Annotated in this window: 18 protein-coding genes and 1 riboswitch; of the genes, 7 read left to right on the top strand and 11 right to left on the bottom strand. The window is 68.4% G+C overall.

The features are described from left to right. Positions 1-35: 35 nt before the first annotated feature. The 7 genes from ribH to ACIBCU_RS35140 all read right to left on the bottom strand — a co-directional run bounded on the left by ribH (position 36) and on the right by ACIBCU_RS35140 (position 6,603). The gene (gene ribH / locus ACIBCU_RS35170) at positions 36-521 is read right to left on the bottom strand and encodes a 6,7-dimethyl-8-ribityllumazine synthase (protein ID WP_356712634.1); all 486 of its coding nucleotides are present in this window, start codon (positions 519-521) and stop codon (positions 36-38) included. 25 nt (positions 522-546) lie between these two features. After that, positions 547-1,833: a bifunctional 3,4-dihydroxy-2-butanone-4-phosphate synthase/GTP cyclohydrolase II gene (locus tag ACIBCU_RS35165; protein ID WP_362937539.1), complete on the bottom strand. Its 1,287-nt coding sequence runs from the start codon at positions 1,831-1,833 to the stop codon at positions 547-549. Beyond that, on the bottom strand, positions 1,830-2,474 hold the full coding sequence (locus ACIBCU_RS35160) for a nicotinamide mononucleotide transporter family protein (protein ID WP_362937542.1): 645 nt from the start codon (positions 2,472-2,474) through the stop codon (positions 1,830-1,832). The genes ACIBCU_RS35165 and ACIBCU_RS35160 overlap by 4 nt, the downstream gene beginning before the upstream one ends. After that, on the bottom strand, positions 2,471-3,091 hold the full coding sequence (locus tag ACIBCU_RS35155; RefSeq protein ID WP_362937545.1) for a riboflavin synthase: 621 nt from the start codon (positions 3,089-3,091) through the stop codon (positions 2,471-2,473). Before ACIBCU_RS35155 ends, ACIBCU_RS35160 begins: the two co-directional genes overlap by 4 nt. Further along, on the bottom strand, positions 3,092-4,192 hold the full coding sequence (gene ribD, locus ACIBCU_RS35150; RefSeq protein ID WP_399236527.1) for a bifunctional diaminohydroxyphosphoribosylaminopyrimidine deaminase/5-amino-6-(5-phosphoribosylamino)uracil reductase RibD: 1,101 nt from the start codon (positions 4,190-4,192) through the stop codon (positions 3,092-3,094). Between the two features lie 161 nt (positions 4,193-4,353). Continuing rightward, a riboswitch (FMN riboswitch) is annotated at positions 4,354-4,484 on the bottom strand. Positions 4,485-4,687: 203 nt separating this feature from the next. After that, positions 4,688-5,314, bottom strand: a complete 627-nt coding sequence (locus tag ACIBCU_RS35145) for a hypothetical protein (protein ID WP_399236525.1) — start codon at positions 5,312-5,314, stop codon at positions 4,688-4,690. Between the two features lie 62 nt (positions 5,315-5,376). Continuing rightward, a complete protein-coding gene (locus tag ACIBCU_RS35140; RefSeq protein WP_399236523.1) occupies positions 5,377-6,603 on the bottom strand; it encodes a DNA sulfur modification protein DndB in 1,227 nt (408 codons plus the stop codon). Positions 6,604-6,777: 174 nt separating this feature from the next. On the opposite strand from ACIBCU_RS35140, the gene ACIBCU_RS35135 reads away from it, so the two are divergent. The 4 genes from ACIBCU_RS35135 to ACIBCU_RS35120 all read left to right on the top strand — a co-directional run bounded on the left by ACIBCU_RS35135 (position 6,778) and on the right by ACIBCU_RS35120 (position 15,548). Next, positions 6,778-8,934, top strand: coding sequence for an N-6 DNA methylase (locus ACIBCU_RS35135; protein ID WP_399236521.1), 2,157 nt, complete (start codon positions 6,778-6,780; stop codon positions 8,932-8,934). Positions 8,935-9,022: 88 nt separating this feature from the next. Next, positions 9,023-11,140, top strand: coding sequence for an N-6 DNA methylase (locus ACIBCU_RS35130; protein ID WP_399236519.1), 2,118 nt, complete (start codon positions 9,023-9,025; stop codon positions 11,138-11,140). Then, positions 11,137-12,372, top strand: a complete 1,236-nt coding sequence (locus ACIBCU_RS35125) for a restriction endonuclease subunit S (RefSeq protein ID WP_399236516.1) — start codon at positions 11,137-11,139, stop codon at positions 12,370-12,372. Before ACIBCU_RS35130 ends, ACIBCU_RS35125 begins: the two co-directional genes overlap by 4 nt. Continuing rightward, on the top strand, positions 12,369-15,548 hold the full coding sequence (locus ACIBCU_RS35120) for a type I restriction endonuclease subunit R (RefSeq protein ID WP_399236514.1): 3,180 nt from the start codon (positions 12,369-12,371) through the stop codon (positions 15,546-15,548). The genes ACIBCU_RS35125 and ACIBCU_RS35120 overlap by 4 nt, the downstream gene beginning before the upstream one ends. Positions 15,549-15,621: 73 nt before the next feature. Here the strand turns inward: ACIBCU_RS35120 and ACIBCU_RS35115 are convergent, their stop codons facing one another. From ACIBCU_RS35115 to ACIBCU_RS35105, 3 genes are all read right to left on the bottom strand, one after another. Beyond that, the gene (locus tag ACIBCU_RS35115) at positions 15,622-15,867 is read right to left on the bottom strand and encodes a DUF397 domain-containing protein (protein WP_399236512.1); all 246 of its coding nucleotides are present in this window, start codon (positions 15,865-15,867) and stop codon (positions 15,622-15,624) included. Between the two features lie 8 nt (positions 15,868-15,875). After that, the gene (locus ACIBCU_RS35110) at positions 15,876-16,748 is read right to left on the bottom strand and encodes a helix-turn-helix domain-containing protein (RefSeq protein WP_399236510.1); all 873 of its coding nucleotides are present in this window, start codon (positions 16,746-16,748) and stop codon (positions 15,876-15,878) included. A 197-nt stretch (positions 16,749-16,945) separates the two neighbouring features. Then, a complete protein-coding gene (locus ACIBCU_RS35105; protein ID WP_399236508.1) occupies positions 16,946-19,084 on the bottom strand; it encodes an AIPR family protein in 2,139 nt (712 codons plus the stop codon). 222 nt (positions 19,085-19,306) lie between these two features. Between ACIBCU_RS35105 and ACIBCU_RS35100 the strand changes: the two genes are divergently transcribed. Continuing rightward, on the top strand, positions 19,307-19,606 hold the full coding sequence (locus ACIBCU_RS35100) for an NIPSNAP family protein (protein ID WP_399236506.1): 300 nt from the start codon (positions 19,307-19,309) through the stop codon (positions 19,604-19,606). 13 nt (positions 19,607-19,619) lie between these two features. On the opposite strand, the gene ACIBCU_RS35095 is transcribed toward ACIBCU_RS35100, so the two are convergent. Further along, the gene (locus tag ACIBCU_RS35095) at positions 19,620-23,168 is read right to left on the bottom strand and encodes an AAA family ATPase (protein ID WP_399236504.1); all 3,549 of its coding nucleotides are present in this window, start codon (positions 23,166-23,168) and stop codon (positions 19,620-19,622) included. A gap of 793 nt (positions 23,169-23,961) precedes the next feature. Between ACIBCU_RS35095 and ACIBCU_RS35090 the strand changes: the two genes are divergently transcribed. Both ACIBCU_RS35090 and ACIBCU_RS35085 read left to right on the top strand, forming a co-directional pair. Then, positions 23,962-24,999 carry a MarR family transcriptional regulator gene (locus ACIBCU_RS35090; protein ID WP_399236502.1) on the top strand — a complete coding sequence of 346 codons (1,038 nt, stop codon included), beginning with the start codon at positions 23,962-23,964 and terminating at the stop codon, positions 24,997-24,999. Positions 25,000-25,136: 137 nt separating this feature from the next. After that, on the top strand, positions 25,137-26,840 hold the full coding sequence (locus ACIBCU_RS35085; RefSeq protein WP_399236500.1) for a hypothetical protein: 1,704 nt from the start codon (positions 25,137-25,139) through the stop codon (positions 26,838-26,840). Positions 26,841-26,917: the final 77 nt, after the last annotated feature.

Here is a 26,917-nt window from a genome sequence, read left to right as displayed (position 1 = left end):
GATGGTCCTAAGAATACGGGGTCCGGGAGCGCTGCTCAGCGCCAGGGTTCGCTGACGGTGCGCAGTGTGGCGGCGGTGGCCACGGCGGCGGTGACCGCTTCGTGCCCCTTGTCCTCGTTGGAGCCCTCGAGTCCGGCCCGGTCCAGGGCCTGTTCCTCGTCGTCACAGGTGAGCACGCCGAATCCGACGGGCACGCCGGTGTCGACCGTGACCTGGGTGAGGCCGTTGGTCACGCCCTGGGACACGTATTCGAAGTGGGGAGTGCCACCGCGGATGATCACCCCGAGGGCGACGATCGCGTCGTAGCCCCGGCCGGCGAGGACCTTGGCCACCACGGGGAGCTCGAAGCTGCCGGGAACCCGGAGCAGCGTCGGCTCGTCGATGCCGAGGTCACGCAGGGCGCGCAGGGCCCCGTCGACGAGCCCGTCCATGACCTTCTCGTGCCACTGGGCAGCGATCACCGCCACCCGCAGGTCTCCGCAGTTGCGTACGGACAGTTCGGGTGCGCCCTTGCCGCTCATGTCTCTCCTGTGTGTTCGTCGGTGCTTACTGGTTGCCGCAGGCCGACGCCGCGGCGTCGAGCCAGGGCAGGTCGTGCCCCATCCGGTCCCGCTTGGTGCGCAGGTACCGCAGGTTGTGCTCACCGGCCTGGACGGGCATCGGTTCACGCCCGGTGATCTTGAGCCCGTGCCGTACGAGGGCGGCGGTCTTGTCCGGGTTGTTGGTCATCAGACGCAGGGTCCGCACACCGAGGTCGCTCAGGATCTGGGCGCCGGCGGCGTAGTCGCGGGCGTCGGCGGGCAGCCCGAGTTCGAGGTTGGCGTCCAGGGTGTCGGAGCCGCGCTCCTGGAGTTCGTACGCACGCAGCTTGGACAGCAGCCCGATGCCGCGGCCCTCGTGCCCGCGGAGGTAGACGACGACCCCGCGGCCCTCGGCGGTGACCCGCTCCATGGAGGTGTGCAGCTGGGGGCCGCAGTCGCAGCGCTGGGACTGGAAGATGTCCCCGGTCAGGCATTCGGAGTGGACCCGGACGAGGACGTCCTCGCCGTCACCGATGTCCCCGTGGACGAGTGCCACATGCTCGACGCCGTCGACGATCGAGCGGTAGCCGTACGCGGTGAACGCGCCGAAGGTGGTGGGCAGCCGGACCTCGGCCTCGCGGCGCACGGTGGGCTCGGAGCTGCGGCGGTAGGCGATCAGGTCCTCGATGGAGATGATCGTGAGGCCGTGCTTGCGGGCGAACGGGACGAGTTCGGGGAGCCTCAGCATGACGCCGTCCTCGCCCGCGATCTCGACGATGGCGCCCGCGGGGCGCAGCCCGGCGAGCCTGGCCAGGTCGACGGCCGCCTCGGTGTGGCCGTTGCGGACGAGGACACCGCCGGAGCGGGCGCGGAGCGGGAAGATGTGGCCGGGGCGCACGAAGTCGCCGGGGCCCGCCCTGCCGCCTGCCAGCATCCGGAGCGTGGTGGCGCGGTCGGCCGCGGAGATCCCGGTGGTCACTCCGTGTGCGGCGGAGGCGTCCACGGAGACGGTGAAGGCCGTCTGCATCGACTCGGTGTTGTGCGTGACCATCTGCGGGAGTTCGAGGCGGTCCAGCTCGTCGTTCTCCATGGGCGCGCAGATCAGACCGCGGCACTCGCTCATCATGAACGCGATGATCTCGGGGGTCGCCTTCTCGGCGGCGATGACGAGGTCGCCCTCGTTCTCCCGGTCCTCGTCGTCGACGACCACGACGGGCCGTCCGGCGGCGATGTCGCGGATCGCCTGTTCGACGGGGTCGAGCGAGAGGTCCTCGAGGGTGCGGTCGTGCAGCCAGGTGGGCTGGGCAGTCATGCCGTGGCTCCTTCCAGAGCGGGTGTCCGCGTACGCAGCCACCAGTCGCGCATGCCCCACAGGACGAGGGCGCCGTAGACGACGTAGATGAGACCGGAGAAGGCGAGTCCGCTGTGGAAATTGAGCGGTACGCCGACGAGGTCGACGAGCAGCCAGGCGAACCAGAACTCGACCATGCCGCGGGCCTGGGCCAGCATCGCGACGAGCGTGCCCGCGAAGATGTACGCGTCGGCCCACGGGCTCCAGGAGAGCGAGGGGAAGGCGGTGAAGAGGCCGCCGACCGCGAGGGTGCCGACGACGGCGCCACCCAGCAGGTAGGCGCGCTCGCGCCAGGTGGCGAAGCGCACGGCGATGGATCCGTCCTGCGCCTGCTGCCGGCCGCGGGTCCACTGCTGCCAGCCCCACACGGCGACGGCGATGACGATCAGCTGCTTTCCGACGCTGCCCGCCTGTTGCACGGAGACGTTGGCGGCGACCAGGACGACGCCGGACAGGAGCTGGGCCGGCCAGGTCCAGACGGAGCGGAGCCAGCCGAGGGCGAGGGCTATCAGGCCGATCGTGTTGCCGAGCATGTCCGACCAGATGATGTGCTGCCCGAAGGCGGTGAACGCCTCCGAGTTCAGCCAGTCCAGGGCGTTCATGCGACCGGCTCCCCGGACTCGGGCGCGGCGCCGTGGCCGAGCAGCCGTTCGACGTACTTCGCGAGGACGTCCACCTCGAGATTGACCGGGTCGCCGGGCTCCTTGATGCCGAGCGTGGTCAGCGCGAGGGTGGTGGGGATGAGGCTGATGGTGAAGTGGTCGGGGGCCGCGTCGACGACGGTCAGGCTCACACCGTCGACGGTGATCGATCCCTTCTCCACCACGTAGCGGGTCAGACCGGCGGGCAGGGAGATCTTGACGATCTCCCAGTTCTCGGAGACCCGGCGCTCGATGATGTGACCGGTGCCGTCCACGTGCCCCTGGACGATGTGGCCGCCGAGGCGGCCGCCGAGGGCCATGGGGCGCTCCAGGTTGACGCGGGAGCCGGCGGCGAGCGCGCCCAGGCTGGAGCGGTTCAGCGTCTCGGCCATGACGTCGGCGGTGAACTCGTTCTCCCCGAGGTCCACGACGGTGAGGCAGACGCCGTTGACGGCGATGGAGTCGCCGTGTTTGGCGCCCTCGGTCACGACGGGGCCGCGCAGTCGGAAGCGGGAGGCGTCGTCGAGCTTCTCGACGGCGGTGACCTCACCCAGTTCTTCGACAATTCCGGTGAACACTCAGTTTCCCTTCCGAGCAGGAACGGGGACGGCGGTGATGCGCAGATCGGGGCCGATACGGACGGTCTCGGTCACATCGAGGCGCAACGCCTGGGAGATGGTGGAGATTCCGGCGTCCCCGAGGGCTGCCGGGCCCGCGCCGAGGAGAACCGGAGCGAGGTAGCCGACGACGGTGTCGACCGCTCCCGCGGCGACGAAGGAGCCGGCCAGGACCGGCCCGCCTTCGAGGAGTACGGAACGGATGCCGCGGCCGTGGAGGGCGGCGAGCAGCGCGTCGATGTCCAGGCCGGGCCCCTGGGCGGCGCGCGGCAGGCGCAGCACGGCGTCCTCGGGGAGGTGGCCGGCCTCGGCGTCCTCGGCGACCGCGATCAGGGTGGGCGCGGTGGAGTCCAGGACCCGGGCTCCGGGGCGGACGGCGGTGGCGCCGGTGTCGACGACCACCCGGAGCGGCTGGACGGCCCCCTCGATGCCGCGCACGCCCAGCTGCGGGTCGTCGGCCCGGGCGGTTCCGGAGCCGACCACCACGGCGTCGGCCTCGGCGCGCAGCCGGTGGACGTCGGCGCGGGCCTCGGGGGAGGTGATCCAGCGGCTGGTGGCGTCGGCGGCGGCGATCCGGCCGTCGAGGGTCGCCGCGTACTTCCACAGGACGTACGGGCGGCCGAGGCGGACCGAGGTGAGCCAGGCGGTGTTGCCGGACTCGGCCTCGTCGGCGAGGAGGCCCTGTTCCACCTGGACGCCTGCGGCGCGCAGGGTGTCCGCACCACCGGTGGCCTGCGGGTTCGGGTCGCTCACCGCGTACACGACACGGCTGACGCCGGCCTCGACGAGCGCCTGGGCGCAGGGACCGGTGCGTCCGGTGTGGTTACAGGGTTCGAGGGTGACGCAGGCGGTGCCGCCCCGGGCCCGCTCGCCGGCCTCGCGCAGGGCGTGGATCTCGGCGTGCGGCCCACCGGCGCGCTGGTGGAAGCCCTCACCGGCCTGTTCCCCGGCGGCGTCGAGGATGACGCATCCGACGACCGGATTCGGGCTGGTGGCGCCGATTCCGCGGGCTGCGAGCGTGATCGCCCGCCGCATGGCGGCTGTTTCGGCTGCGGTGGCCACCGGGTCCTCCTGCCTCTTCGGGCACGGACTCCGGGGCCTGTCGATGACGACAGATGAAGCGGAACGCAACAGGGGAACGCCGAGAACCGAAGACACGGATGTGGGCGTCCCGGAACCTTCCGGAACACATCCGCCGACGGCGGCGTACCTGTGACGGCCCGCCGCGCACTGCCTCCCATCCGGACTTTCACCGTCGGTCCAGGAATCTCACCTGGTCAACCGGCCGCTGGATGCGGACGGGTCGCGGACTATAACCGCCGGTTCGGAATTACACCGACCCCGGAGTGCGCTGCTGCTGGTACACAGGTCATTCTGCCACGTCAGGCAACGGTCCATACGGGTGGCTTCTGTGGGACGGCTCACAGAGCCTGTTGCAGCTGCACGGATAGTGGTCGCGGCCAGGCTTGACGACCGGGCGCATTCCTGCTGGGGAGCGGCGCGGCGAGTGAACCGAGTCGTTCTCCGCCGCGCTTCCCGTCACTGTCTCGGTGCTGCTCAGCCGACGCGCTTCCACTCCTGGCAGCGGGTGGACTTGAAGATTTCGCCCTTGTTGACGGTGACCCGGCCGCTTCCGTCCAGGTTGCCGTTGGCGATGATCGCGTCGAACTCCCCGCTGGCGTTGCTCGCCCGCTCCCAGTAGCACCCGAAGCTCCCCTCGGGCCCTGACGTCTTGTACGTTCCCGCCTTCATGTCCTCCCCCACCAGGTACTCGCCGTCTCCCTCGACGGTGGTGGGCGGCCCCTTCGGCTTGGCGGGCTTGGGCGGCGGGGCCGTGACTGTGGCGGTCTTGGTCACGGTCACCGTGGGCCCGGGCACCTCCACCTCCTTGGTGACCGTCTTGGTGACGGTCACCTTCGGTGCGGGCCCGGCGGAGTCCGTGGCCTGGGCCTGGTCGTCCGAGACGCCGATCCCGACTCCGAGGAACAGGGCGACGAGACCGACGGCTCCGTGGGTGAGCCACTTCTTTCCCTGCGACGGCTTCGCGGGCGGGGCGGGCGGGGCCGTGAACCCGCCCGGGTACGGACCGTGCGGCGGCGGGGCGGACTGAGTCGGGTACGCACCGAAGGAGGGAGTGCTGGTGGGACGGGGCGTGCCGGGCTGCTGCGGGCTGTCGGAATTCATCGTGCGGGCTCCTGCTCGTCGTGATCGGGCGTCGGTGGTCGGGGCGAGGGCGCTCACTGGCCTCACTGGCCCCGGATGCGCCGCCCTGCCTCCGTGCCCGGGTAGAGCATCGCGTCGGCGACCCGGCCGCCGGAGTCGCGCACGCCACCGGCGAAGTTGAGCCGCCCGGCGGCAGTCGCCTTGGCCGCCACGCCGTCCCAGTAGCGCACCTCGCGATCCCACTGGATCTCGGCGAGAAGCCGCTGCAAAGCCTCGGTGCTCAGCGCGTTCGCAGGGTCGGCCCACGGGGTCGTGTGGTGGACGGCGATCCCGAGCCCGGCGAGCACGGCGGGTGCGGTGAGGGCGCTGCGCGAGACGAAGTGGGAGCTGTGCTCGGAGATGAGCCGGGCGAGCAACGGCACGACGCAGCCCTCGACCTGACCGGCGTCGGTCCCTGCGGGCAGCTCGTCCTCCTGGACGGTCTCCGCCGATCGGGACAGCCCGTTGCGGCCGTAGACGGCCGTGATGACGAGAGCGCGCAGCGCGGAGAGGGTGATGACCTCGGGGTCGGACTTGCCGACCTGGCGCTTGCTGGCGTTGACGAGTTTCGTGAACGGCACGAGCTTGCCGTCCACGTCCACCTTGACGGCCTCGGCGACGCGGTGGGCGAGGCGGGTGGCGAAGTCCCGCTGGTCCATGGACATGGCCAGGTTCTTCGCCACGGCGACGCCCTGCACGTTGCGGTCGTAGAAGATCTGTCGCGCGTCCGCCACGCTCAGGTCCACGTACAGCTCGAACGGCACGCGAATCGCCGCGAGTTCGGCGTAGGTGAGCCCGAAGTGCTCGGGGTCGTCGTACAGCTCGTGCCAGGCGGTCGTCTGGGTCTCCCCGTCGATGGCGACGACCGCGGTGCCGGGCGTGATCGTCAGGGTCCGCAGTCCGGTGCCGGGCAGCAGTTCGTCGCTGAGCGCGGCGAGCGGTCCGGCGTGCCAGAAGGTGATCGGCGGCGTGGACCAGCCGGCGCCCAGCTCGCCCTTGACGCCGTCGGCGATGTACTCGGCGTACGAGCCGACGTTCTTCCCCTTCTGCGTGGACTTCAGCGCCCGCTGCACCAGCGACCGCAGTTCGGCGTGGCGGCGCACGGCGCCGGAGGCGGCCTTGAGCGTCTTCGTGTCCTCCTCCCGGCGAGGCGAAGGGACGAGCTGGACGAGTGTCGGGACGGACATGGTCCCGATCACGGCGTCCGCCCGGAACGGCATGACGGTGAGCTGAGTGCCTTCGACGACAGCGGTCGGCATGGTGATGCGCATGGCGATTCCCCCCACGGGATCGACGAGTCGCTCAGCCCCCTCGGACCGAGCGCCTTCACTTGGAAGCAACACCAGAGAAGCATCACCGTGAAAGCATTGTCAAACAGCTTGACGCGTTTGACCGACGGTGTAGGTTGTGAGCTGTCAGCTACCGAGAGGCCCAGGACTCCCGCCATGCCCCAGCCACCCGTCCAGGTGACCGCCGCCGAGATCTCACGCATCGCCGGAGTCACGCGCGCCACCGTCAGCAACTGGCGCCGTCGGCACGACGACTTCCCGGCACCCTCCGGGGGCACCGACTCCAGCCCTCTGTACGACCTGATGGACGTCCGGAAGTGGCTCGGCGCCCGAGGACACGCCTCGACGGCCGACCCCGCGGAGGAGCTGCGCACCACGTTGCGACTGCACCCCGGGGGTGGCGGCATGACCGGCACCCTGCTCCCCCTGGTCCTGGCCACGGCCCGGCGCACTCCCGAGGAGCGCACCGCGCTGGCCGGCCTGTCCGACGCCGAGCTCGTCGCCCGCGCCGACAGCGTGGTGGCCGACCTCGCGGAACTGGTCCCCGACGCGGAGGCCGTCCACTTCGCGGCGCCTGACGTCGATGCCCTGCGGGCGCTGCTGCGCTGTGTACAGGACGACGCGAGCGGCGAGGCGGCGCTCGCCGTCCTGGCGGAACGGGAGCTGGAGGACAGCGCCGCGAGCGGCACCTACCGCACCCCGGCACAGCTCGCCGACCTCGTCGCCCGACTGGTGCCCGGCCCGTACGCACGGGTCATGGACCCGGCGTGCGGCAGCGGCTCACTGCTTTCTGCTGCGGCCCGCCAGGACGCGACGGTGTTGTACGGCCAGGACAGCATCCCCGTGCAGGCGCAGCGCAGTGCGGTGAGCCTGCTGCTGGCCGCCCCGCACGCCGCCACCACGGTCCGCACGGGCGACAGCCTCCGCTCGGACGCGTTCGGCGGGGTGACCGTCGACGCCGTCCTGTGCAACCCGCCCTACGGCGACCGCGACTGGGGCCACGACGAGCTGGCCTACGACGCCCGCTGGGCCTACGGCGTACCGCCGCGCGCCGAGTCCGAACTCGCCTGGGTCCAGCACGCCCTGTCCCACCTGGTGCCCGGCGGCCACGCCGTCCTGCTCCTCCCCCCGGCCACCGCTTCCCGCGCCTCGGGCCGCCGCGTCCGCATGGAGCTGGTCCGCAGCGGGGCCCTGCGCGCGGTGGTGGCGCTGCCTCCGGGAGCTGCGGCGCCGTTCCATGTGGGGCTGCAGATCTGGGTGCTGCGACGTCCTGATCCGGCCGGGCCCGCGCACGCGTCGGTCCTGTTCATCGACACGTCGGACACAGCGGCCGATGCGGGCACCCGGACGGGCGGCACGGCCCCCGGCACGCGCGGCGGCCGCACCCCGCTGAACTGGACGGCTCTTACGGAGACGGCCCTCACCCAGTGGTCGGCCTTCGCGAAGGACCCGGACGCGTACGCCGCCGAGCCGGGCATCGCCCGCGCGGTCCCGGTCGTCGACCTGCTGGACGACGTCGTGGACCTCTCCCCCGCCCGCCATGTACGCGCCTCGCGCACGGACATCGCCCCGGCGGAACTGGCCAGGGAGGCTGATGACGTACGCCGTCGGCTCGTCACCGGCGCCAAGTCCCTGGGCAAGGCGGCCGGTTACACCGACTGGAGCCCGGCCGGCCCGGCTCCGCGCGAGTGGCGCACGGCCACGGCGTCGGACCTGGCCCGAGGTGGTGCGCTCACATTGCTGCGCACGGCGCCGGACGCCCGGGAGCCCCAGGGTTCCGCAGACGGCGTGCCGGCGACGGCGGTACTCACCGGCATGGACATCGCGCGCGGCACAGCCCCTTCCGGCGACCCGGGAGGCCTGCGGGCGGACGCGGCGCCGGTGATCGCGGCGGGTGACGTACTCGTACGGGCCGTCGCGGGCGGAAGCGGAGCCATGGCCCGGGTCGCGGACGACGCGGACGCCGGGGCACTGCTCGGCCCGCAGGTCCACCTGTTCCGGCCCGATCCCGCGCGCCTCGACCCGTGGTTCCTTGCGGGATTCCTGGGCGCGGAGGAAAACATCGCGGGCGCGTCGACGGGCAGCACGGTCCTGCACGTCAGCCCGGGGCGGCTGCGCGTTCCGCTGCTGCCACTGGAAGAGCAGAGACGCTATGGCGAGGCGTTCCGCCGCGTGCACGCGCTGCGCGCGGAGGCCGCGCGCGCCACGGAGCTGGCCGAGGAGACGGCGCGGCTGCTGGTCGGCGGGCTGACGGGGGGCGGGCTGGTTCCGTCGGCTCCTGCGGCGGCCAAGAGGGACGCCGAGTCGGCCTGAAACAGCAGTACGGCCTTCACGTAACCATCACACTTGTCAGTACCCGCTCCGGTAGGGCGGGGGGTCCGAAAGGAAACCGGGGAATCCCTTGAACAGCAGCAAGCACACGGAGCTGGCGAACCACGCCTGGTCCGTCGCCGACCTTCTGCGCGGCGATTACAAGCAGTCCGACTACGGAAAGGTCATCCTTCCGTTCCTGGTGCTGCGCCGCCTCGAATGCGTCCTGGAGCCGACGCGGGAGAAGGTCGCGGAGACGGCCGCCCGTTTCGAGGGGCAGGAGATCGACACGGACCACTTCCTGCGCCGGGCGTCGGGCCACTCGTTCTACAACACGAGCAGCCTGACCCTGCGGAAGATCGCCGGCGACGCGAGCAACGCGGCAGCGAACCTTCAGGTGTACGTCGGGGGCTTCTCCCCCAACGCGCGTGAGGTCATGGAGAAGTACGAGTTCGCCCAGCAGATCCGCAAACTGGACAGCGCGAACCTGCTCTACCAGGTCATCGGCAAGTTCACGGACCTGGACCTGCGCCCGGAGGTCGTGCCCAACCACAACATGGGCTACATCTTCGAGGAACTGATCCGGCGCTTCTCCGAGCAGTCCAACGAGACCGCGGGTGAGCACTTCACCCCGCGCGAAGTCATCAAGCTGATGGTCAACCTGCTGATCGCCCCGGACGGCGACGCCCTCAGCCTGCCGGGTGTCGTACGCACGGTCATGGACCCAGCCTGCGGCACGGGCGGCATGCTCAGCGCGGCCGAGGACCACATCAAGTCGTACAACGACGACGCCACGGTGGAGGTCTACGGCCAGGAGCTCAACCCGGAGTCCTGGGCGATCTGCCGGTCCGACCTGATGATCAAGGAGCAGGACCCGGAGAACATCGCCTTCGGCAACTCCTTCTCTGACGACGGCCACGCACGGGAGAAGTTCGACTACCTGCTGGCCAACCCGCCGTTCGGCGTGGAGTGGAAGAAGGTCAAGGAGGAAGTCGAGTACGAGCACACGAACCTCGGCGACTCCGGCCGCTTCGGCGCGGGCCTGCCCCGCATCAACGACGGCTCGCTCCTCTTCCTCCAGCACATGATCTCGAAGATGAAACCGGTGGACGTGAACGGCGGAGGCGGCTCGCGCGTCGCGATCGTCTTCAACGGCTCGCCCCTCTTCACGGGCGCGGCCGGCTCGGGCGAGTCGGAGATCCGCCGCTGGATCCTGGAGAACGACTGGCTGGAGGCGATCGTCGCCCTGCCGGACCAGCTCTTCTACAACACGGGTATCTCCACGTACTTCTGGATCCTGACGAACCGCAAGGACGCCCAGCACAAGGGCAAGGTCGTGCTGCTGGATGCGCGCGACCAGTGGGTGAAGATGCGAAAGTCCCTGGGCGACAAGCGCAAGGAACTGGGCGACGGAACGGGCAGCAAGCCGAACCACATCGGCGACATCACCCGCCTGTACGGGAACGCGGTGGCAGCCGCGGCGGACCCGGAACACCCGATGCACGCCAAGGTGAAGGTCTTTGACAACACGGCGTTCGGCTACCAGCGGATCACGGTGGAGCGGCCGTTGAAGCTGCGATTCGACCTGACGGAGGAGACGCTGGCGGCGCTGCTCGCGTCGAAGCCGGTGCAGAAGTGGGCGGAGGAACGCTTCCTGCCGCGTGAGCCGGAGCTGGCGGCGAAGGCGAAGGCCCGCCGGAAGCTGACGGACGAGGAGCAGGCCCAGTTCCAGAAGCTGGCCGACGCCGAGGCGCAGGTGCTGGGCGATGCGTTGAGGCCGCTTCTGGGCAGCGAGTGGGGCACCAAGTCCGAGGCGCAGGTGGCGGTACGGAACGCCATGGCGGAAGCCGGCGTCCAGGGTCCGACGGGCGCACCGTTCACGAAGGCGCTGCGTGATGCGGTGGGGGTACGGGACCCGGAGGGCGAGAAGCAGCTCCTCAAGGGCGGCGAGCCGGAGCCGGACAGCGAGCTGCGGGACTACGAGAACGTGCCGCTGGGCGAGGACGTGGAGGAGTACCTGAAGCGGGAGGTGCACCCGCACGTGCCGGATGCGTGGATCGATCACACGAAGACGAAGGTGGGCTACGAGATCCCGTTCACGCGGCACTTCTACGTGTACGAGCCGCCGCGGCCGTTGGCGGAGATCGATGCGGAGCTGAAGACCCTTGAGGCGGAGATTCAGGCGCTGCTGGGAGAGGTGACGGAATGAGCTGGCCTACTACAAAACTGAAATGGGCGGCTACCACCATTGCCGGCGGAACACCCTCAGTCTCCGACCCTGCGTACTGGGAGGAAGACGATAAGAATGGGCTGGACTGGATCTCAATCAGCGACATGTCAGGACGCACTTCGGTAGCTGCCACAGGTCGCAGAGTTTCGATGGATGGCATCAGAGCAGCGCGATTGCCGATCGGGAACCCCGGCACACTCATCATGAGCATGTACGCCAGTCTCGGGCACACCGCTTTCCTCACCAAGCGGGCCAGCTGGAACCAAGCGATCCTCGGAATAATTCCCTCAATTACACACGATGTGCGCTTTCTCAAGTATGCGCTCGAGAAGATTAAGCCCACACTGACTGAAATCGCACGGAGCAACACTCAAGCAAACCTGAACGCCGAACAAGTCGGAAACTTGGTGATCCCAAACCCCCCGCTGGAGGAGCAGCGCCGCATCGCCGACTTCCTCGACACCGAGACCGCCCGCGTTGATGCACTGGTCAAAGCCTACGAGCGCGTAAAGAGTCTGGCCTCCGAACGCTCTCAGACCGTGATTGACGCAGAGATCGACCGCGAGCCAGCAGACACTCCACTTCGCTACATCGTCAGGTTCCGAGAGGGGCCCGGCATCATGGCTGTCGACTTTCAACAACACGGCGTGCCGCTCATCCGAATTTCTGGCCTGCAGGAAGGCGAAGTTACTTTGCGGGGATGTAACTTCCTGAGCCCCGAAAAAGCGGCCCGCCAATGGCATCACTTTCGACTGCAACTTGGGGATCGCCTAATCAGCGGCAGCGCAACCATGGGATCTGTTTCGATCGTTCGCGACCCTGAAGTCGTCGGGTCCATTCCGTACACCGGCCTGATCATTCTCCGCCCGGCGCGATCTGGCGTGGAAATGGACTACGTGGAAGCCTTCCTGAAGTCGTCGCGCTTCTCGCGTCAGATTGACGTGCTCAAGACCGGGGCCACCATGCAACATTTCGGCCCGACTCATCTGTCGCAAGTGCAAGCGTCGCTTCCGTCAGTGGAAAATCAGCGTCGAGTAATTGCCAAGGTCGGAGATGCGCTGCGGTTCTCGGGACAGGTCACTCGTCTGGCGAACCGGCAAATCGCCCTACTCACAGAACGCCGCCAAGCCCTCATCACCGCCGCCGTAACCGGCCAGTTCGACGTCTCCACCGCCAGCGGCCGCAACGTAACGGACGGAGTATCGGCATGAGCCCCATCCACGACGAGTCCGCCTTCGGCGACGCCATAGTCGCCGCGATGACCGAGCGCGGATGGCGCGAAGCCCGCCCCGAGGACTACCAGGCCGACCTCGGCCTGGACACCAACGAGCTGTTCACGTTCCTCGGCGAGAGCCAGCCCCGCGAGTGGGACGAACTCCTCGCCGTCTACGGCAACGACCCCAACGCCGCCCAGCGCGGCTTCGCCCAGCGCCTCGACAAGGCCATCAGCGACGACGGCCTCCTCCACGTCCTCCGTAACGGCGTCAAGGACCGGGGCGTCCGCCTCCGCGTGGCCTACTTCAAGCCGAACCTCGTCGCCGACGACTCCGTCCTGCACGGCTACCGCGCCAACCGCCTCACCGCCGTACGCGAGCTCGTCTACGCCACCAAGCAGGCCGACTGGGGCAACAAGCTCGACCTGACCCTGTTCCTGAACGGCATCCCCGTCGCCACCGCCGAGTTGAAGAACCCGCTGACCCGGCAGGGCGTCGAGCATGCCAAGGAGCAGTACCGCACCGACCGCGACCCCACCGAGCTGATCTTCACCCGCCGTGTCGTCGCCAACTTCGCGGTCGACCCGGACCTCGTCTTCGTCGCCACCCAGCTCCGGGGCAAGAACACCCGCTTCCTCCCCTTCAACACCGGATCCAACGGCCCCGGCCTGCCCGGTGGCGCCGGAAACCCGGCCCCGACCGCGTACGGCACGTACGCGACCTCCTACCTGTGGGAGCAGGTCTGGGCGCGGGACAACTGGCTGGACCTGCTCCAGCGCTACGTGCACCAGCAGAAGAACAAGACCCCCGGCGGCGGGACCACCAAGTCGACGATCTTCCCGCGCTTCCATCAGTGGGACGTGGTCAAGAAGCTCACCACCCACGCAGCGACCTTCGGCGTGGGCCAGAACTACCTCGTCATGGCCTCCGCCGGCTCCGGCAAGTCGAACACCATCGGCTGGCTCGCCCACCGCCTGAGCGACCTCCACGCCGACGCCGACCCCCGCACGCTCGCCCCCGAGGCGCTGTCCGCCGGCCGGATCAAGCCGGGCGCACCGGTCTTCGACAAGGTCATCGTCATCACGGACCGCCGCAACCTCGACGCCCAGCTCCGCGAGACGGTCGGCAGCTTCTCGCAGACCGAGGGCCTGGTGGTGAAGGTGGACGAGAAGCACGGTTCGAAGAGTGAGCAGCTCGCCCGCGCGCTCTCCCGTGACACGGGCAAGATCGTCACGGTCACTCTGCACTCGTTCCCGGCGCTGCTGGACTACATCCAGCGCAACCCCACCGAGATCAAGGGCACGAGCTTCGCAATCATCGTGGACGAGGCGCACTCCTCCCAGTCCGGTGACGCTGCCACCGCCGTACGCGCCGCCCTGCGTGACCTCGGCCTGGACTCCGACTCGGAGGACCAGGGCGCGACGGCCGTCACGCTCGACGAGAAGCTGAAGAAGAAGGCCGCGGAGCGCTCCCAGGCCGCGAACCTCTCCTACTTCGCCTTCACCGCCACCCCGAAGGCGAAGACGCTCGAACTCTTCGGCACGGAAGACACCGTGGACGGCAAGGCCGCCTACCGCCCCTTCCACACGTACTCCATGCGCCAGGCCATCGAGGAAGGCTTCATCCTCGATCCGCTGCGGAACTACGTCACGTACAACACGTACTGGAAGCTGGTGAACGAGAACCCCGACGAGCGTGAGGTTGACCCCTCCAAGGCCAACGGTCTGCTCGCCCGGTTCGCACTCACCCACGAGTACACCGTCTCCCAGCACGCCCAGGTGATCGTCGAGCACTTCCTGACGCATTCCCGCGGCCGGCTCGGTGGGCGGGCCAAGTCGATGGTGGTGACGGCCTCGCGGCAGTCGGCCGTGGAGATGGCGCGGGCCGTCAAGAGCTACATCAAGGATCGGGAGTACGACACCAAGTACCCGGACCTGGGTGTCCTGGTGGCGTTCTCCGGCTCGCTCACAATCGACGACGAGGAGACGACGGAGCCGAAGGAGAATGGCGGGATCGCGGAGAGCGCGCTGCCGAAGGCCTTCGCGTACACGCGGGCCGACGACAAGGCGGTCGGTGCGGGCGGGCGGGGCCCGCAGGAGTACAAGATCCTGGTGGTCGCGGAGAAGTACCAGACCGGCTTCGACCAGCCGCTGCTGACGACCATGTACGTCAACAAGAAGCTGACCGGTATCTCAGCCGTGCAGACCCTCTCCCGGCTCAACCGCACCGCCGACCGCAAGAACCAGGCGGACCTGGCGGTCCTGGACTTCGCGAACGACGCCGAGGACATCCGGGACGCCTTCCGCCCGTACTTCGAGGAGGCCAACACCCTCCCCTCCGACCCGAACCTGCTCTACACCGCGCAGAGCCGGGTGATGTCGGCGCCGATCATCTCGGAGTCGGAGATGGACGAGTTCGCCGCGGCGTACTTCGCGGCGAAGGAGAAGGCGGCCGGTTCGCAAGCGAAGTGGGAGAAGCTGCACGCGGAGCTGTACCGGCTGCTCTCCCCCGCCGTCGCCCGCTTCACCCCGCTCCTGGAGAGCGAGGAGGAGGACGACGTGGAGACGGCGGAGGACTTCCGCGCGGACCTGAACGACTACGTGCGCAAGTACGGCTTCCTGGCCCAGATCGTCCCGTACCGCGACGCCGAGCTGGAACGGCTCCACCTCTACGGCCGCTACCTCCTCAACCGGCTCCCGCGCCGGGCGGACGGTGGCGTGGACATAGGCGAGATCGACCTCAGCCACCTGCGGGTGGAGAAGACGGGCGAGTACGACGTCTCCCTGACCCCCGAGGGCTCCGCCCAGCTCCCCGGCTTCGGCGACGGCACGGGCGGCGCGGCGGAGGCGGAGAAGTCGCTGCTGTCGGAGCTGATCGAGGCGTTCAACGCCAAGTTCGGCACGGACTTCACCGAGGAGGACGTCCGAAAGCCGTTCAACAAGACCACGGAAGACCCCAAAGTCCGGGCGGCGGCCGTCGTCAACGACGAGGCCAACTTCGGCAAGGTCTTCGACCGGGCCTTCGCCGACAACATGGCCGACCACATCGAGACGACCGCCGGCATAGGGCGCCAGTACTTCGGCCCCGACAAGAGCTTCCGGTCCAACCTTGACCGCAGTGCGCGCCGGGCGGCGTGGCGGATGATCCGCCGCGAGGAGGACGTGGACGAGTAGGCCCCGTACAGACGGGAGGGCCCCGCCGCAGCGCTGGACCAGCGCTGCGGCGGGGCCCTCCCACGTAGGTCGCTCAGCCAGCGACGAGCCCGACAAACCTGCCCCACGCGCCTGGCCCCACGGTCAGCACGGGACCGCTGGTCTGCTTCGAGTCCCGGATGTGCACGTGGGTGGCTGCGGCAGCGAACTCCACGCACTCGCCGCCGTCACCCGTGCTATAGCTGCTCTTGCGCCAGGCGACCTCGACACACTCCCCGCCCTCGCCACTGCTGTAGCTGCTCTTGAACCAAGCCGGTTCGGGCAGGCTCGGCGCATTCATCCGGCTCATCATCCTTCTCCCAGGAGTCCCTCGACAGCGTCCAGCGATTCACGCGGTGTCAGAGCCTGAGCTCGGATGATCCCGTACTGCTCCTCGACATCCCGTACCAACGCCCAGTCGGTGTGCAGACGGCTGTCTCGCTGAACCTCAACGTAAGCCATCCTCCGCCCGTCGTGTTTCTCGATCAAGGTAAACGGCCCCGCGAGACCACAGTGCTCCATTCGGTCAGTCGGCATCAACTGAACCTCCACGTTGCGGCGATGCCCGTGAAGGATGATCTGTTCCAATTGCCCCCGCAGTACGGAGCGTCCCCCAACAGGCCGCTGCAGCACCGACTCCTCGATGACGAAGCTCAGAGTTGGCATGGGTTTACGAGCGAAAATCGCCTGGCGCGCCATGCGCGCCGAAACGCGCTGCTCAATAGTCTCCTCGTCAAGGAGGGGACGTCGCATAGCGAACACAGCACGTGAGTACTCCTCCGTCTGCAGCAAGCCTGGCACAGCCAGCGTCGCGTAGACGTGAAGCGTGACGGCCTCAGCCTCCAAGCGCGCCATGTCCCGGAAGAACGCGGGATACTGCGATCGCGCCAGCTCCTCCTTCAGCGCCACCAGCAGCCCACCGGCTTTCAGCGCCCGGTCCGCCTTGTCGACGAACTCCGGCTGCGGGATGCGTCGTCCCTGCTCGAACGAGGCTACCGACTGCGCCGCGTACCCGACCCGCTTCCCGAACTCCACCCGGTCCAGACCTGCACGTGTCCGCAGCAGTTTCAACTGCCGCCCGAACGCGACCGCAACCCCGTTCTCCGGCTTGCCCTCCGGCTGTGCCCCCGACGAGCGCTGCTCCACGCCCTCCCCCGTCGTACACATCTCGTCCTGCGTCATCGCCACCGCCTGTCACATACGCGTACAGGTCAGACGCACACCACATCCATCTGACCACCTCGCGACCCGCCACGACATGGTTACGCTACGACACGAGTGGGGCACAGGTAGACATAACTGGGGATCTTGCCCTCCCTAGGGGGACTCTTCTGAACGCGCCAACTGTCGAATACACCTGACCACAGCACAGAGATCACTCACTCCTGCTCGGCCTGTTCATCAAGGAGCACTCGTGCCATGTCGGAGAGGGTCAAGCCCGCTCCACCCACCGCCCACCGAGCAGGGCCCTGGACGGCAACTGGAGCCTCCTCCCAGCCTGCGAGTTCGTACATGTGCAGGACCAGGCGCGTAGGCGAGTAGGCACGATTATCCACGGCCCACAGAAGGCACTTGGAACGATCATTGACCCACGTCGCTTGACTCCGTCGGGGGTCTTGGGCGAGCCATGCATCAAGGGCCTTGATCTCCGGCTTGTTCCCAAGGCGGAGACGCAGCGGAGCTCCGTCCGCGATCTTTCCGTGATCGACGAGAGTCGGTACGGCGTTAGGGCGCCGGCTCTTGCGCTTCACCGCTTTGGCGGGGCGGTATTCAGCGGGTAGATCGGGGATGACACCTGCACGCTGCGCGTCACGGAGCACCAGTGCCGTGAGTTGCTTGCAGCGAGCCACGTCCGTGAGGGTCCCGCTGAGGAACGACGTCGGGCCGAACTCACTGTCGATGTGGTGGATCAGCCAGGACAGCACCCGGCTGGTCAGGTCGGGTACCTCTGCAAGCACCGTGTCCCAGTCGTAGTCAGGGTCGTCAATCTGATCCTGTTCGATGAGCTGGAAGACCAGGTGTGTGATCAGCAAGTCACCCCGCTGGGCGACATCTGCCGCGCGCTTCTGAAACTTCTTACGCTCCTCATTGAGTGATGCACCGACCGCCCTGTGAACCATCACCGACCGCCAGATCTGGAAGGCGCTCGGTCGCTCCGTGAACAGCCGAGGGTACGCCCCGGCGGCTCCCCGTTCCCACAGCAAGTCGGTATCCCGCTTTGCACGTACAGTCAGTTCGGTTCCGTGATGGGCGCAAGCCAGGGCGATGGCGGCGTGCACCACCGAACACCCCTCTTCCGGCGCGGGGTCCGGCTCGCCGCGCTTGTACACATAGGACCTCTGGAGCGACAGCGCGAAGTCCTCGCGAATCATCGCCTGCACTTCGTCCAGGGCGATGAAGTCGCGTTGTTCCACATGGTTCTGGGTGTTGGTTGTCTCGGTGATCCGTCGCGCAAAGTCCGGCATGTTCTCACCGACAACGATGACCTTGACCGTGACTTCGGCGTCTTCGACAGCTTCGGCGGACGACTGCATCGCGCGATGCGCGGCGCTCACCGTTTGCGCACCGTTGACTACGCTGACGCCGCTGAGTCGCAGATGCACCGGCTCGTCCGGCCTGCGTCGGCCGGGCCAGTCCTCTTCCAAAGAATCACACAACACGGTCACGCCGTTGTTGAAGAGCCAGAAATTCTCCGGTTCTTCGGCGAGCGTAATGAGCATGCCTGAATTAACCCGGGTGGTGCCAAGAGACTGCCGCAAATTCTGTGCGTAGAGGCGATCCTCGTACTGCCCGTACCACTCAGCAATATTGCTGGCCGGGACCGTGCCCTGGTAGGCGATGAGAGGAGTGTTTCGTTTGAGCCAGTTCGTCATGCGCACAGTGACGCGCACCGGCTCGGGAGCAAGGTCCTCACGGACCTGCCGCAGTACGTCCGCCGCGTTGACCACCCGGTAGTCCAGTACCGGGCCCAGCCCGTTGAACTCCTTCTGGGCGTCTTCGAGGACCGTTGTGACCTCGTCGCTCAGCGTTCCCGTTCCCATGACTGCAATCACCAGGGTGACCTTCAACCGGGCGTCGTGCATGGCGGAGTTCACTCGGGCCGCGATCGGCTCAAGGCGGTCGTTGAAGCGGTCGAAACTGCGCTGCTCGATCAGGCGAAGACCGTGTATGAATTTGTGAGCGGCGTCGGTGTTGAACTTCCCCTTCCCCTCATCACTCCACTTGGCCTGGGCAAGCCAGACCTCCTGCGTGCCCTCGGTCACTGCCACGCCGTCGATGCCCTGGTCGAGTTCGCCGTCGATGACCGACTGGCCGGCAGCCTTGCGGTCGCATCCGGTGACTACCCGAATGGCCGCAGCAGTGAGTGCTCGGGACAGAAAGCGCTGCTCGTAGCCGCGCTCGTCATAAGATTTCAGGTCATCGTCGTAGATGAGCCCGGCATACTGCTCGAGCAACGCGGTCCGAATCTGGTGCAACCGGATCGGAGTCGTAGCGTGCCTGCGCTCTGCATCGTCCATCTCATCCCCCGGTGCTGCTCAGCCTGTCTGTTGACACATAGTAGTGGCGTCGTTCCTCTACTCGAAGAACACCCGCTTTCCCAGGGAGGGAACCCGTATGCTCAGGGGCACGCAACGCCCTGCGCTCCCTCCCCTCCCGGTCAGCGCGAGCGCAAGCCTGTCCCACTAGTTGCCTGGGGGGCGGCGGCATCCCCATCGAGTCGACCTAGGAGCACCTCGCCCATGGCCAAGACCACCCAGCTCCGCACCTACACCGTCCGCGACGGTCTGATGGACGAGTGGGTGCAGCGGTGGAAGGCCGACATCCTCCCGCTGCGGCTTGAGTTGGGGTTCACGATCGGCGGGGCCTGGGTCGACCGGGAGCGGAACCAGTTCGTCTGGCAGATCTCCTACGAGGGCCCGGAGACGTTCGCGGAGCGCAACGCGATGTACTGGGACTCCCCCGCCCGCAAATCGATGGATCTCGATCCGGACGACTACCTCGTCAGCACCGACGACCGGACAGTGGAGCAGTGGTACTGAGCTGACGCGCCGGTCACGCCCCCGCCAGGGGCAGCAGGTGGCGACGCCGTTCGTCCTCGTCGAGGGTCCGGAAGACGCGCCCCCGGGCGTGGGCTTCGAGCCGGTCGTAGTCGGGGTCTGCGGACCAGATGCGGGCCGTGCCGTCGAAGGAGGCGGTGAGCAACCGGGCGCTGTCACGGGACCATGCGACCGACGAGACCTTGTCCTGGTGGACGCCTACGACCGCGACCTCCTCGAAGGTGTCGGCGCTCCAGACACGTACCGTCCGGTCGTCCGAGCCGCTGGCGATGAAGCGGCCGTCGGGAGACCAGGCCACGCAGCGGACGCGCCCCTCGTGGCCCTTGAGCACGTCGATGCGGCGGCCCGTGGTGACCTCCCACACCGCCAGCGTCCAGTCGCCGGAGGCCGTGACGACCCGCTCTTCGTCCGGGGACCAGGCGACGTCATCGACGTAGTTGTCGTGGCCGCGCAGGACGGTGAGCTGCCGGCTCTCGGCGACGTCCCAGAGGCGGCAGGTGCGGTCGTCCGAGGCGCTGGCGAGGAATCCTCCGCCGGGCGACCAGGCGATGCGGCCCACCCAGTCCTGGTGGCCGGCCAGAGCGGTGAGTTCGGTGCCGGCCTCCGCCCCTCGTACGCGCACGATGCTGTCGTGTCCGCCGGTGGCGATGCGGCGACCGTCCGGAGACCAGGCGCACGATTCGACGACCTCTCCTCGCTGCTCCACCAGCACAGCGCCGGTGTCGTCCAGGATGCGGAAGAGACCGTCGTTCGTGCTGAGCGCGAGCCTGCCGTCTCGAGGCAGCGGGCAGAACGCCACGCTCCAGACCCGGTCGTCGAGCCTCAGCGGCTCCGCCACGGGATTCCCGTCGCCGGAGGACCACCGGCGTACGGTCGCGTCGTCGCATGCGGTGGCGATCCACTGCTCGTCGGCGGACCAGGATGCCTGGTTCACCGGGCCGCGGTGTCCGTCGGCCGCGACGACCTCCGCTCCTCGCGGCCGTAGATCCCACACGATCGCCGAACCGTCGGTTGAACTCGTGGCGAGCTGGGTTCCGGAGGGCGACCAGGTCACACCCCAGACCGTGTCGCTGTGGCCCCGCAGCACGGCCCGCACCTTCGCGTCCTGGGCGCTGACGAGACGCACAGTGCGGTCGGAGGACGCGGAGGCGAGGGCCCGGCTGTCCGGGGACCAAGCCAGGTTCCACACGTAGTCCGTGTGGCCGCGCAGCAGCAACCGCAGTGCACCGGTCCGGGCGTCCCAGATGCGGGCCGTATGGTCTCCGCTGCCGGTAGCGATGGATAGGCCGTCCGGCGACCAGGCAACGCCTTCGACGAAGTCCGTATGACCTTCCAGAACGACATCGGTGGCACCCGTGGCAAGGTCCCACACGCGGGCCGTCTGGTCGTGTGAGGCCGAGGCGAGCCGGGTGCTGTCCGGCGACCAGGTAACACCCCAGACGTCGTTCCGGTGCCCCTCCAAAGCCTGTACGAGGCTCCCCGTCCCGGCCTCCCACACGCGCACGGCACAGTCCTTCGAACTGGCGGCGACATAGCGTCCGTCGGGTGACCAGGCCACCTGTCTCACGACGTCTGTGGGACCGGTCAGCAGCCGGACGGCCTCGCCCGACGAGGCGTCCCAGATGCGTACGACACGTTCTCGTCCCGCAGTCGCGACGTATGCGGAGTCCGGCGACCATGCGACCGACTCGACCATCGCCCCGTCGGACGGCAGGACGAGCAGCGACTGCCCGGACCGGGCGTCCAGTACGCGGGCGCTACCGTCACGTGACGCGGTGGCCAGCCGTCGGCCGTCCGGTGACCAGGCGATGTGCCGGACGGTGTCCGTGTGCGCGTCCACACGCGTGTGGAGGTGGCTCGCTGCCAGCGCCGCCATGAGGCCGCGGCGGGCCGAGGGAGTCGGCGTGCATTCACCGAGAGCGGCCAGGGACAGGAGTACGGCCCGCTCCGGATGGGTCTCCGCGCTTCCGAGCGCGTACTGGCCGATGCTGTCCGACACGCGACGGAGGAAGGCCAGATCGCGCCGCTGCGAGGACTGCACGAGCACACGGACCGGCTCGGACGCGATGCCGGACTCCTCCAACGCGGTGAGCCTGCGCTGGGCAAGGGTGAGCCGCTCCCCGGCGAGGAGGTAGTCGTCACTGCGGCCGGAGCGTTCCCAGTCCTCGGCCCACCGCTCCAGCTCGGCGCGCTCACGCAGTTGGTCCACGCGTGACTCGACCTCCTGGCGGAGCGGGGCCCACTGGCGGAACAGCGCCTCGTGCGTCACCTGTGCGTAGGGCTCCTCCTGGCCGGGGGTTCCGCCGCCAGCCGCGTCGGACATCAACAGGCGTGCGTCGATGAAGGCGTCCACGACGCGCCGCTCCCGGTCGGTGAGCTCGGACAGCGGGACGCGCTTCCGGGCCACTTCCTGGCCCTGGACCGTCACGAACCGGAGGAGGACGCGCAGGACGAAGGTCATCCCGTCGGCGTGGTCGAGCTCTGACACCGTGTGGTCCGCCTGCCGAGCGAGGGCGCCTGCAACGCCACCCAGGTCGCGGTACAGCTCCTCGGTGACCGTCCCGCCCGGGCCGGAGGCGAAGTAGAGCTCCTGGAGGAGGTATGCGAGCAGCGGCAAGGCGTCATCCGTGCCGGCGTCGTCGACGATGGCGTCGACGACGCCCGGTGCGAAGGAGAGGTCCACCAGTTCAGCGGGTCGCTCCACGACCTGCGCGAACTGGCTCCTCCCGAGCGCGCCGACCGTGACAGGTTGTTGGCAGATCTCGGCGTGGCCCGTAGTCAGGAGCCGGCCGAGGAAGTCCACCCGGAGGGTGGCCAGGACGCGGACGCTCGCGTCCTGCTCCACGCACTGGCGGAGCGCGTCGAGGAACTGGGCGCGTTCCCGTTCACCGGCAAGGGTGACGACCTCTTCGAACTGGTCCACCACCAGCAGTACCCGCCGGAATCGTCCGCCGCGCAGGCGGGCCAGTTCTGCTCTCAGCGCGGTTGGGCCCTGCCGCAGACGCCGCAGGACCGCACTCGCGGATTCCTGTCCTCCACTCGCGGATGCGATGGCGGCGGCCATTGCGCTCAGCGGGTTCGTTCCTGGAGTGAATGCAGGGATCAGCGTCCAACGACGTTCTCGGAGACGAGGCATGACGCCAGCTCTGACCAGGGAAGATTTTCCGCTCCCGGATGCGCCGACGAGTACGAGAAAGCGGTCGGTCGGCCTGTCCGGGGAGGCGTGCAGCCTGCGTGTCAACTCGGCTGCCAAAGTCTCCCGGCCGAAGTACACAGCCGCCTCGTCCTCCGCGAAAGCGTCCAGTCCGGGGTACGGGACCCGGTCACGTGGCCAGTCGACCTGTGGCGGCGTCGGGTTCTCCAGCCGGTACACCACGACCTGGCCCACTACCATCGCGACAACCAGCACGCCGATGGCGGGGACGGACGCTTTCTGGATGACCTGTAACAACCAGGGGGCTTCATCGGCACCGGTGGCGTAGTTGGTGACGATGCCGAACAGGCTCGCGACCAGTACCAGCATCACCTGAAGCGCGAGTTGCATGCGCTGCCTCATGACGCACCGACGGTTGAGCCGGTTTCGCTCCAAAGCACAGCGTGCCCCCGTTCCCTGTTGCCCCAGCCATCTTCGGGCCCGCAGCAGTCGTTCTCAACAGCGTGTGACAGAACAAGCCACCGGGGTGCGGACGTGAGCCATGCGTCGGGACGGGCCCTCTGTGACCGCGATGCGGTGCCATCGCGGAGTCAACCCGCCTTAGCCCGCCGCCCTGCGTCATCGCCACCGCTGTCCCACGTGCGTACTCACCGCGGGCTATCGCGTACAACCAACCAGTGAAAGGCGAGACTTGCAGGCTCCGCCGCACCGATGACGCCCAGCCGGAAGGCAGCGCCCGTCGCCGGCTCGTCCCACTCGGGGCGCGCAGACAGCCGTGCGTTCGCAAGCACAGCATTTCCACCGCGTTCAATCGGAGGAGCGGCCAGACGCTCGTAACTCGGCGCTCGGGACTCAGGCCCCGAGCTTCGAGCGTCGGAATCAGATCGTTCACTCGTTGGGAGGACGCGATCACGGGCGCGGGCCCGACGCTTGAGCTTCGGGATTCGGGGGTCGGGATGCGAGCTTCGAAATCCGAGCGGTGTTGTTCACCCGGTAGGTAAAAGAAGGTTTTGGGAAAACCTCCCCACCCTCCCTACCCCGTCACGGCCAGCCGGTATGACTAACCGTGACCAGCTTGCGGCGTACCGTCACGCCTGCTTACGGTGCCCCCAACGAATCGACCCCGACACGGTGCGCAAACACCAGGCCGGGGTCTCACCCCAAGATCGAATCGAGCGATCTCGTGGCTACCGAGCACCTTAGCCCTGCCCTTCACGCACCCGCATCCTCACGCCCGTACGCGAAAGCCCGCCCCGGCTACGGCAAACGAACCGCAACAGGCCAACGCGCGCCCCGGGCAGACGACTTCGCCTTGATGCCGGAGCGCGAGCGGTACGTCGCCGGATACGTCGACCGGCTCCCCGACGGTGCGGCCATGGACATCAAGTCACTGGCCAAGAGCCTCCCGCTGTACGGCCAGATGGCCGTCTCCAGCGCGTTGAAGGCCCTCGGAGTGGCCGGACATCTACGGCGCGTACGCTGCCTGGCCGGCGAGGGGGAACAGGTCCGCTGGGTCTCCCGCACCTACTGGTCCCGTACAGCACGCGACAACGAGTGGTGGGACACGTTCCTGGCCACCGAGGGCAGCCACTCCACGCCGGAAGCCCCTCCTACCGACGCCGAATCTCACGTCGCGGCCCCGACCTCATCCCTGCGGGCGACAGCAACACCAACCACCACACCCGAACCCACCGCGCCCCCGACGCCGCCTGCTCCCGCGCCCGCATCACCCGCCATGCCCAAGCAGCGCACCTCGGTGACTCCAGCGGTCGCCGCCTCCCCCGCGTACCTCGCCCTGGCCCAACTCGGCCGCCGGGACACGCGCCTGGCACTCTCCGCAGCCGACTGCCGCACCCTGGAGCCCCTGGCCGCCAGCTGGTTCGCACGTGGCGTGGATGCCGACTACCTCACCCAGGCCCTCACCGCAGGCCTCCCTGCTCAGGTCGGCTCCCCCGTCGGCCTCGTACGCCGCCGCCTCACCGACAAGCTGCCGCCGCACGTGGCCAGCAGCAGCCCGGCCCCTGCCACGACCGTCGCCCCGAAGCGCCGCCTCCTCGCGGAGTGCACCGAATGCGGCCGCCCCGGCGCGCCCGAAGCGCTCCCCGACGGTCTCTGCCGCCCCTGCCGCACCACCCCGCCGGAGGTGCCCGCAGCTCCACCCGCCGAGCGCGACGTCCACGCACTGGTCGGACAGCTACGCGACCTGACCCGCCTGCCCTGACCCTCCGCAAATCACCTCGGGGCATTCGTGCTGAACCGCAGAACGTCGAGCCATGGACTCCGACCGTGAACGCCGACGACGTCTGACCGTTGGGCGTCCCCGCAGGAGGAGATCGCATGCAGGACCCTTCGGACTCGATGGAGACAGCCGAGCCTGAGGAGGACGGCCGGAGCGATACCGGGTCGACGCCGACCTCGACGGTCCTGGCGGAGGTACTCCCGGGGGTGGCAGTCGTGTGTGGTGAGGTCCCGGCGGAACTCAAGCCCGATCTGATCGACTTCGGTATCGTGCCGGCTGCCGACCGCAAGCAGATCTCCGCAGTTCTCGCCTCGCTCGGGAACGCGGCGACCGTGGCCGGTAACCTCGGAAACGCCTTCGCAAGCTTGCAGGGGCTCTACAGGATCGGCGACACGGCACAGGCCCTGCTGAAGAGCGGCGCAACGCTCGCCGTCAAGGACGGCGGGAACCTCGGAGCGGTAATGGTCCCTGGCCGCATCCTGCATCAGGCCCGCTTCCATTCCGTCAATGCGGTGAGCAAGGCACAAACCGCGGCCTCGATCGGGCCGGGGCTGGCCATGATCGCCCTTCAGGTGATGCTGAGTGAAGTCTCCGGCCTCGTCAGAACCAACCTCGCGACGACACGTCAGGTCATCAGCGCCATAGGCAAGGACCAGTGGGCCGAACTGACAGGGCTCGTCGCCGCCATCGACCGCCCGGTCGACCAGGCGCGAGAGATCGAATCGGTCCCCACCTCCTTGTGGGAGGACGTCGCGGGCAGTGGAGCGCTGCTACAGAAGCAGCTTGAGCTCTACCGAGGGCATGTCGGCGACCACGTCAAACAGATCGACCGGGCCGACGCACGCAGCCACCACGAGTACCTGCAGACGAACGCCGAGGCGATCGCCTTCGACGCCTACGCCCTCCTGTCCGCCCTCAAGGCATGGACCGGCTATCACGCGCTGCGCGCCGCGAGAGCGCGAGCCGCTGGACGAGAAGACGCGGCCGAGGCGCAGTACGCGGAGGTCATCGCGCGCGACACCCGCACGGAGTTCGACTCCTCCCTCGCCGAGACGACGAGCCTCGTCGACTCACTGACGCGGGAGCTACGCATCATCGCGGAGCTCCCCGGACGCGACACACTGCCGCTGCCCGGGAAGCGGAAGGACTCGAAGGCAGCCCGCCAAACCTCTGCCCGCCTCCTGGAGGCGATCGAGCCCCTTGCCGATGCTCTCCGTACGCCGACTCCTCCCCTCGATGCTCCGGACGTCGTCTGCGCACCCAGCTCGCCGGATCTCAAGCCGTACCTTCTCATCCTGCGATGGCTCCTCAAGGACGGTGAGACCCTGCGTGTCCTCGGCTTCCCCGATCAGCTCGATGCTCTCGGTCCAGTCTCTGCGATCTTCAGCGGGGCCAAGGAGAAGTTCGCAGCAGCAAGGGACAAGGCTGCTGCGAACACACTGGTCGCCATCACGGATCGCCGCATCATCACGGCCAAGGCCGGCGCATTCCTCGAGCAAGCCGAGATTCGTGCGGACATCCCGATCGACCAGGTGCGATACGTCCGCGCAGTGGCCACCCAGGAAAAGAGCGCGCGTATGGCTGTCGACCTCATCACGCGTGACGAGAACATCCGTTGGCTCTTCCACGCCGGCACGGTCAGCACGCAAGTGGACGCGTTCGCCGCCGTGCTTGCAGAGTCGATGGCGATCCCGGACGCGGAACGCGACGAACTGCAGCAGCGGCGCCACGCGGCCATCGAGGCGGACAAGAAGAAAGAGAGCACCGACGCGAGCGCCACGGTACCGACTGGAACCGAGGCCGCGGCCTCCGGCGCAGAGTAGCCCCCAGGCCCGCTGACCTCGGGGATCGCGCCTGCCCCTCCTGCGTACAGGCTGTTCCAACTCACGTACACCCAGGA

It is taken from the genome of Streptomyces sp. NPDC051064 (genome assembly GCF_044455985.1).
GTDB lineage: Bacteria > Actinomycetota > Actinomycetes > Streptomycetales > Streptomycetaceae > Streptomyces.
This window is presented reverse-complemented; position numbering and strand designations above follow the sequence as displayed.

Coding starts and splice junctions, on each gene's coding strand:
- ribH (WP_356712634.1), bottom strand. CDS start 521: ATGAGCGGCAAGGGCGCACCCGAACTGTCCGTACGCAACTGCGGAGAC.
- ACIBCU_RS35160 (WP_362937542.1), bottom strand. CDS start 2,474: ATGAACGCCCTGGACTGGCTGAACTCGGAGGCGTTCACCGCCTTCGGG.
- ACIBCU_RS35085 (WP_399236500.1), top strand. CDS start 25,137: ATGGAGACAGCCGAGCCTGAGGAGGACGGCCGGAGCGATACCGGGTCG.
- ACIBCU_RS35145 (WP_399236525.1), bottom strand. CDS start 5,314: ATGAATTCCGACAGCCCGCAGCAGCCCGGCACGCCCCGTCCCACCAGC.
- ACIBCU_RS35165 (WP_362937539.1), bottom strand. CDS start 1,833: ATGACTGCCCAGCCCACCTGGCTGCACGACCGCACCCTCGAGGACCTC.
- ACIBCU_RS35120 (WP_399236514.1), top strand. CDS start 12,369: ATGAGCCCCATCCACGACGAGTCCGCCTTCGGCGACGCCATAGTCGCC.
- ACIBCU_RS35115 (WP_399236512.1), bottom strand. CDS start 15,867: ATGAATGCGCCGAGCCTGCCCGAACCGGCTTGGTTCAAGAGCAGCTAC.
- ACIBCU_RS35125 (WP_399236516.1), top strand. CDS start 11,137: ATGAGCTGGCCTACTACAAAACTGAAATGGGCGGCTACCACCATTGCC.
- ACIBCU_RS35105 (WP_399236508.1), bottom strand. CDS start 19,084: ATGGACGATGCAGAGCGCAGGCACGCTACGACTCCGATCCGGTTGCAC.
- ACIBCU_RS35100 (WP_399236506.1), top strand. CDS start 19,307: ATGGCCAAGACCACCCAGCTCCGCACCTACACCGTCCGCGACGGTCTG.
- ACIBCU_RS35140 (WP_399236523.1), bottom strand. CDS start 6,603: ATGCGCATCACCATGCCGACCGCTGTCGTCGAAGGCACTCAGCTCACC.
- ACIBCU_RS35095 (WP_399236504.1), bottom strand. CDS start 23,168: ATGCAACTCGCGCTTCAGGTGATGCTGGTACTGGTCGCGAGCCTGTTC.
- ACIBCU_RS35110 (WP_399236510.1), bottom strand. CDS start 16,748: ATGACGCAGGACGAGATGTGTACGACGGGGGAGGGCGTGGAGCAGCGC.
- ACIBCU_RS35135 (WP_399236521.1), top strand. CDS start 6,778: ATGCCCCAGCCACCCGTCCAGGTGACCGCCGCCGAGATCTCACGCATC.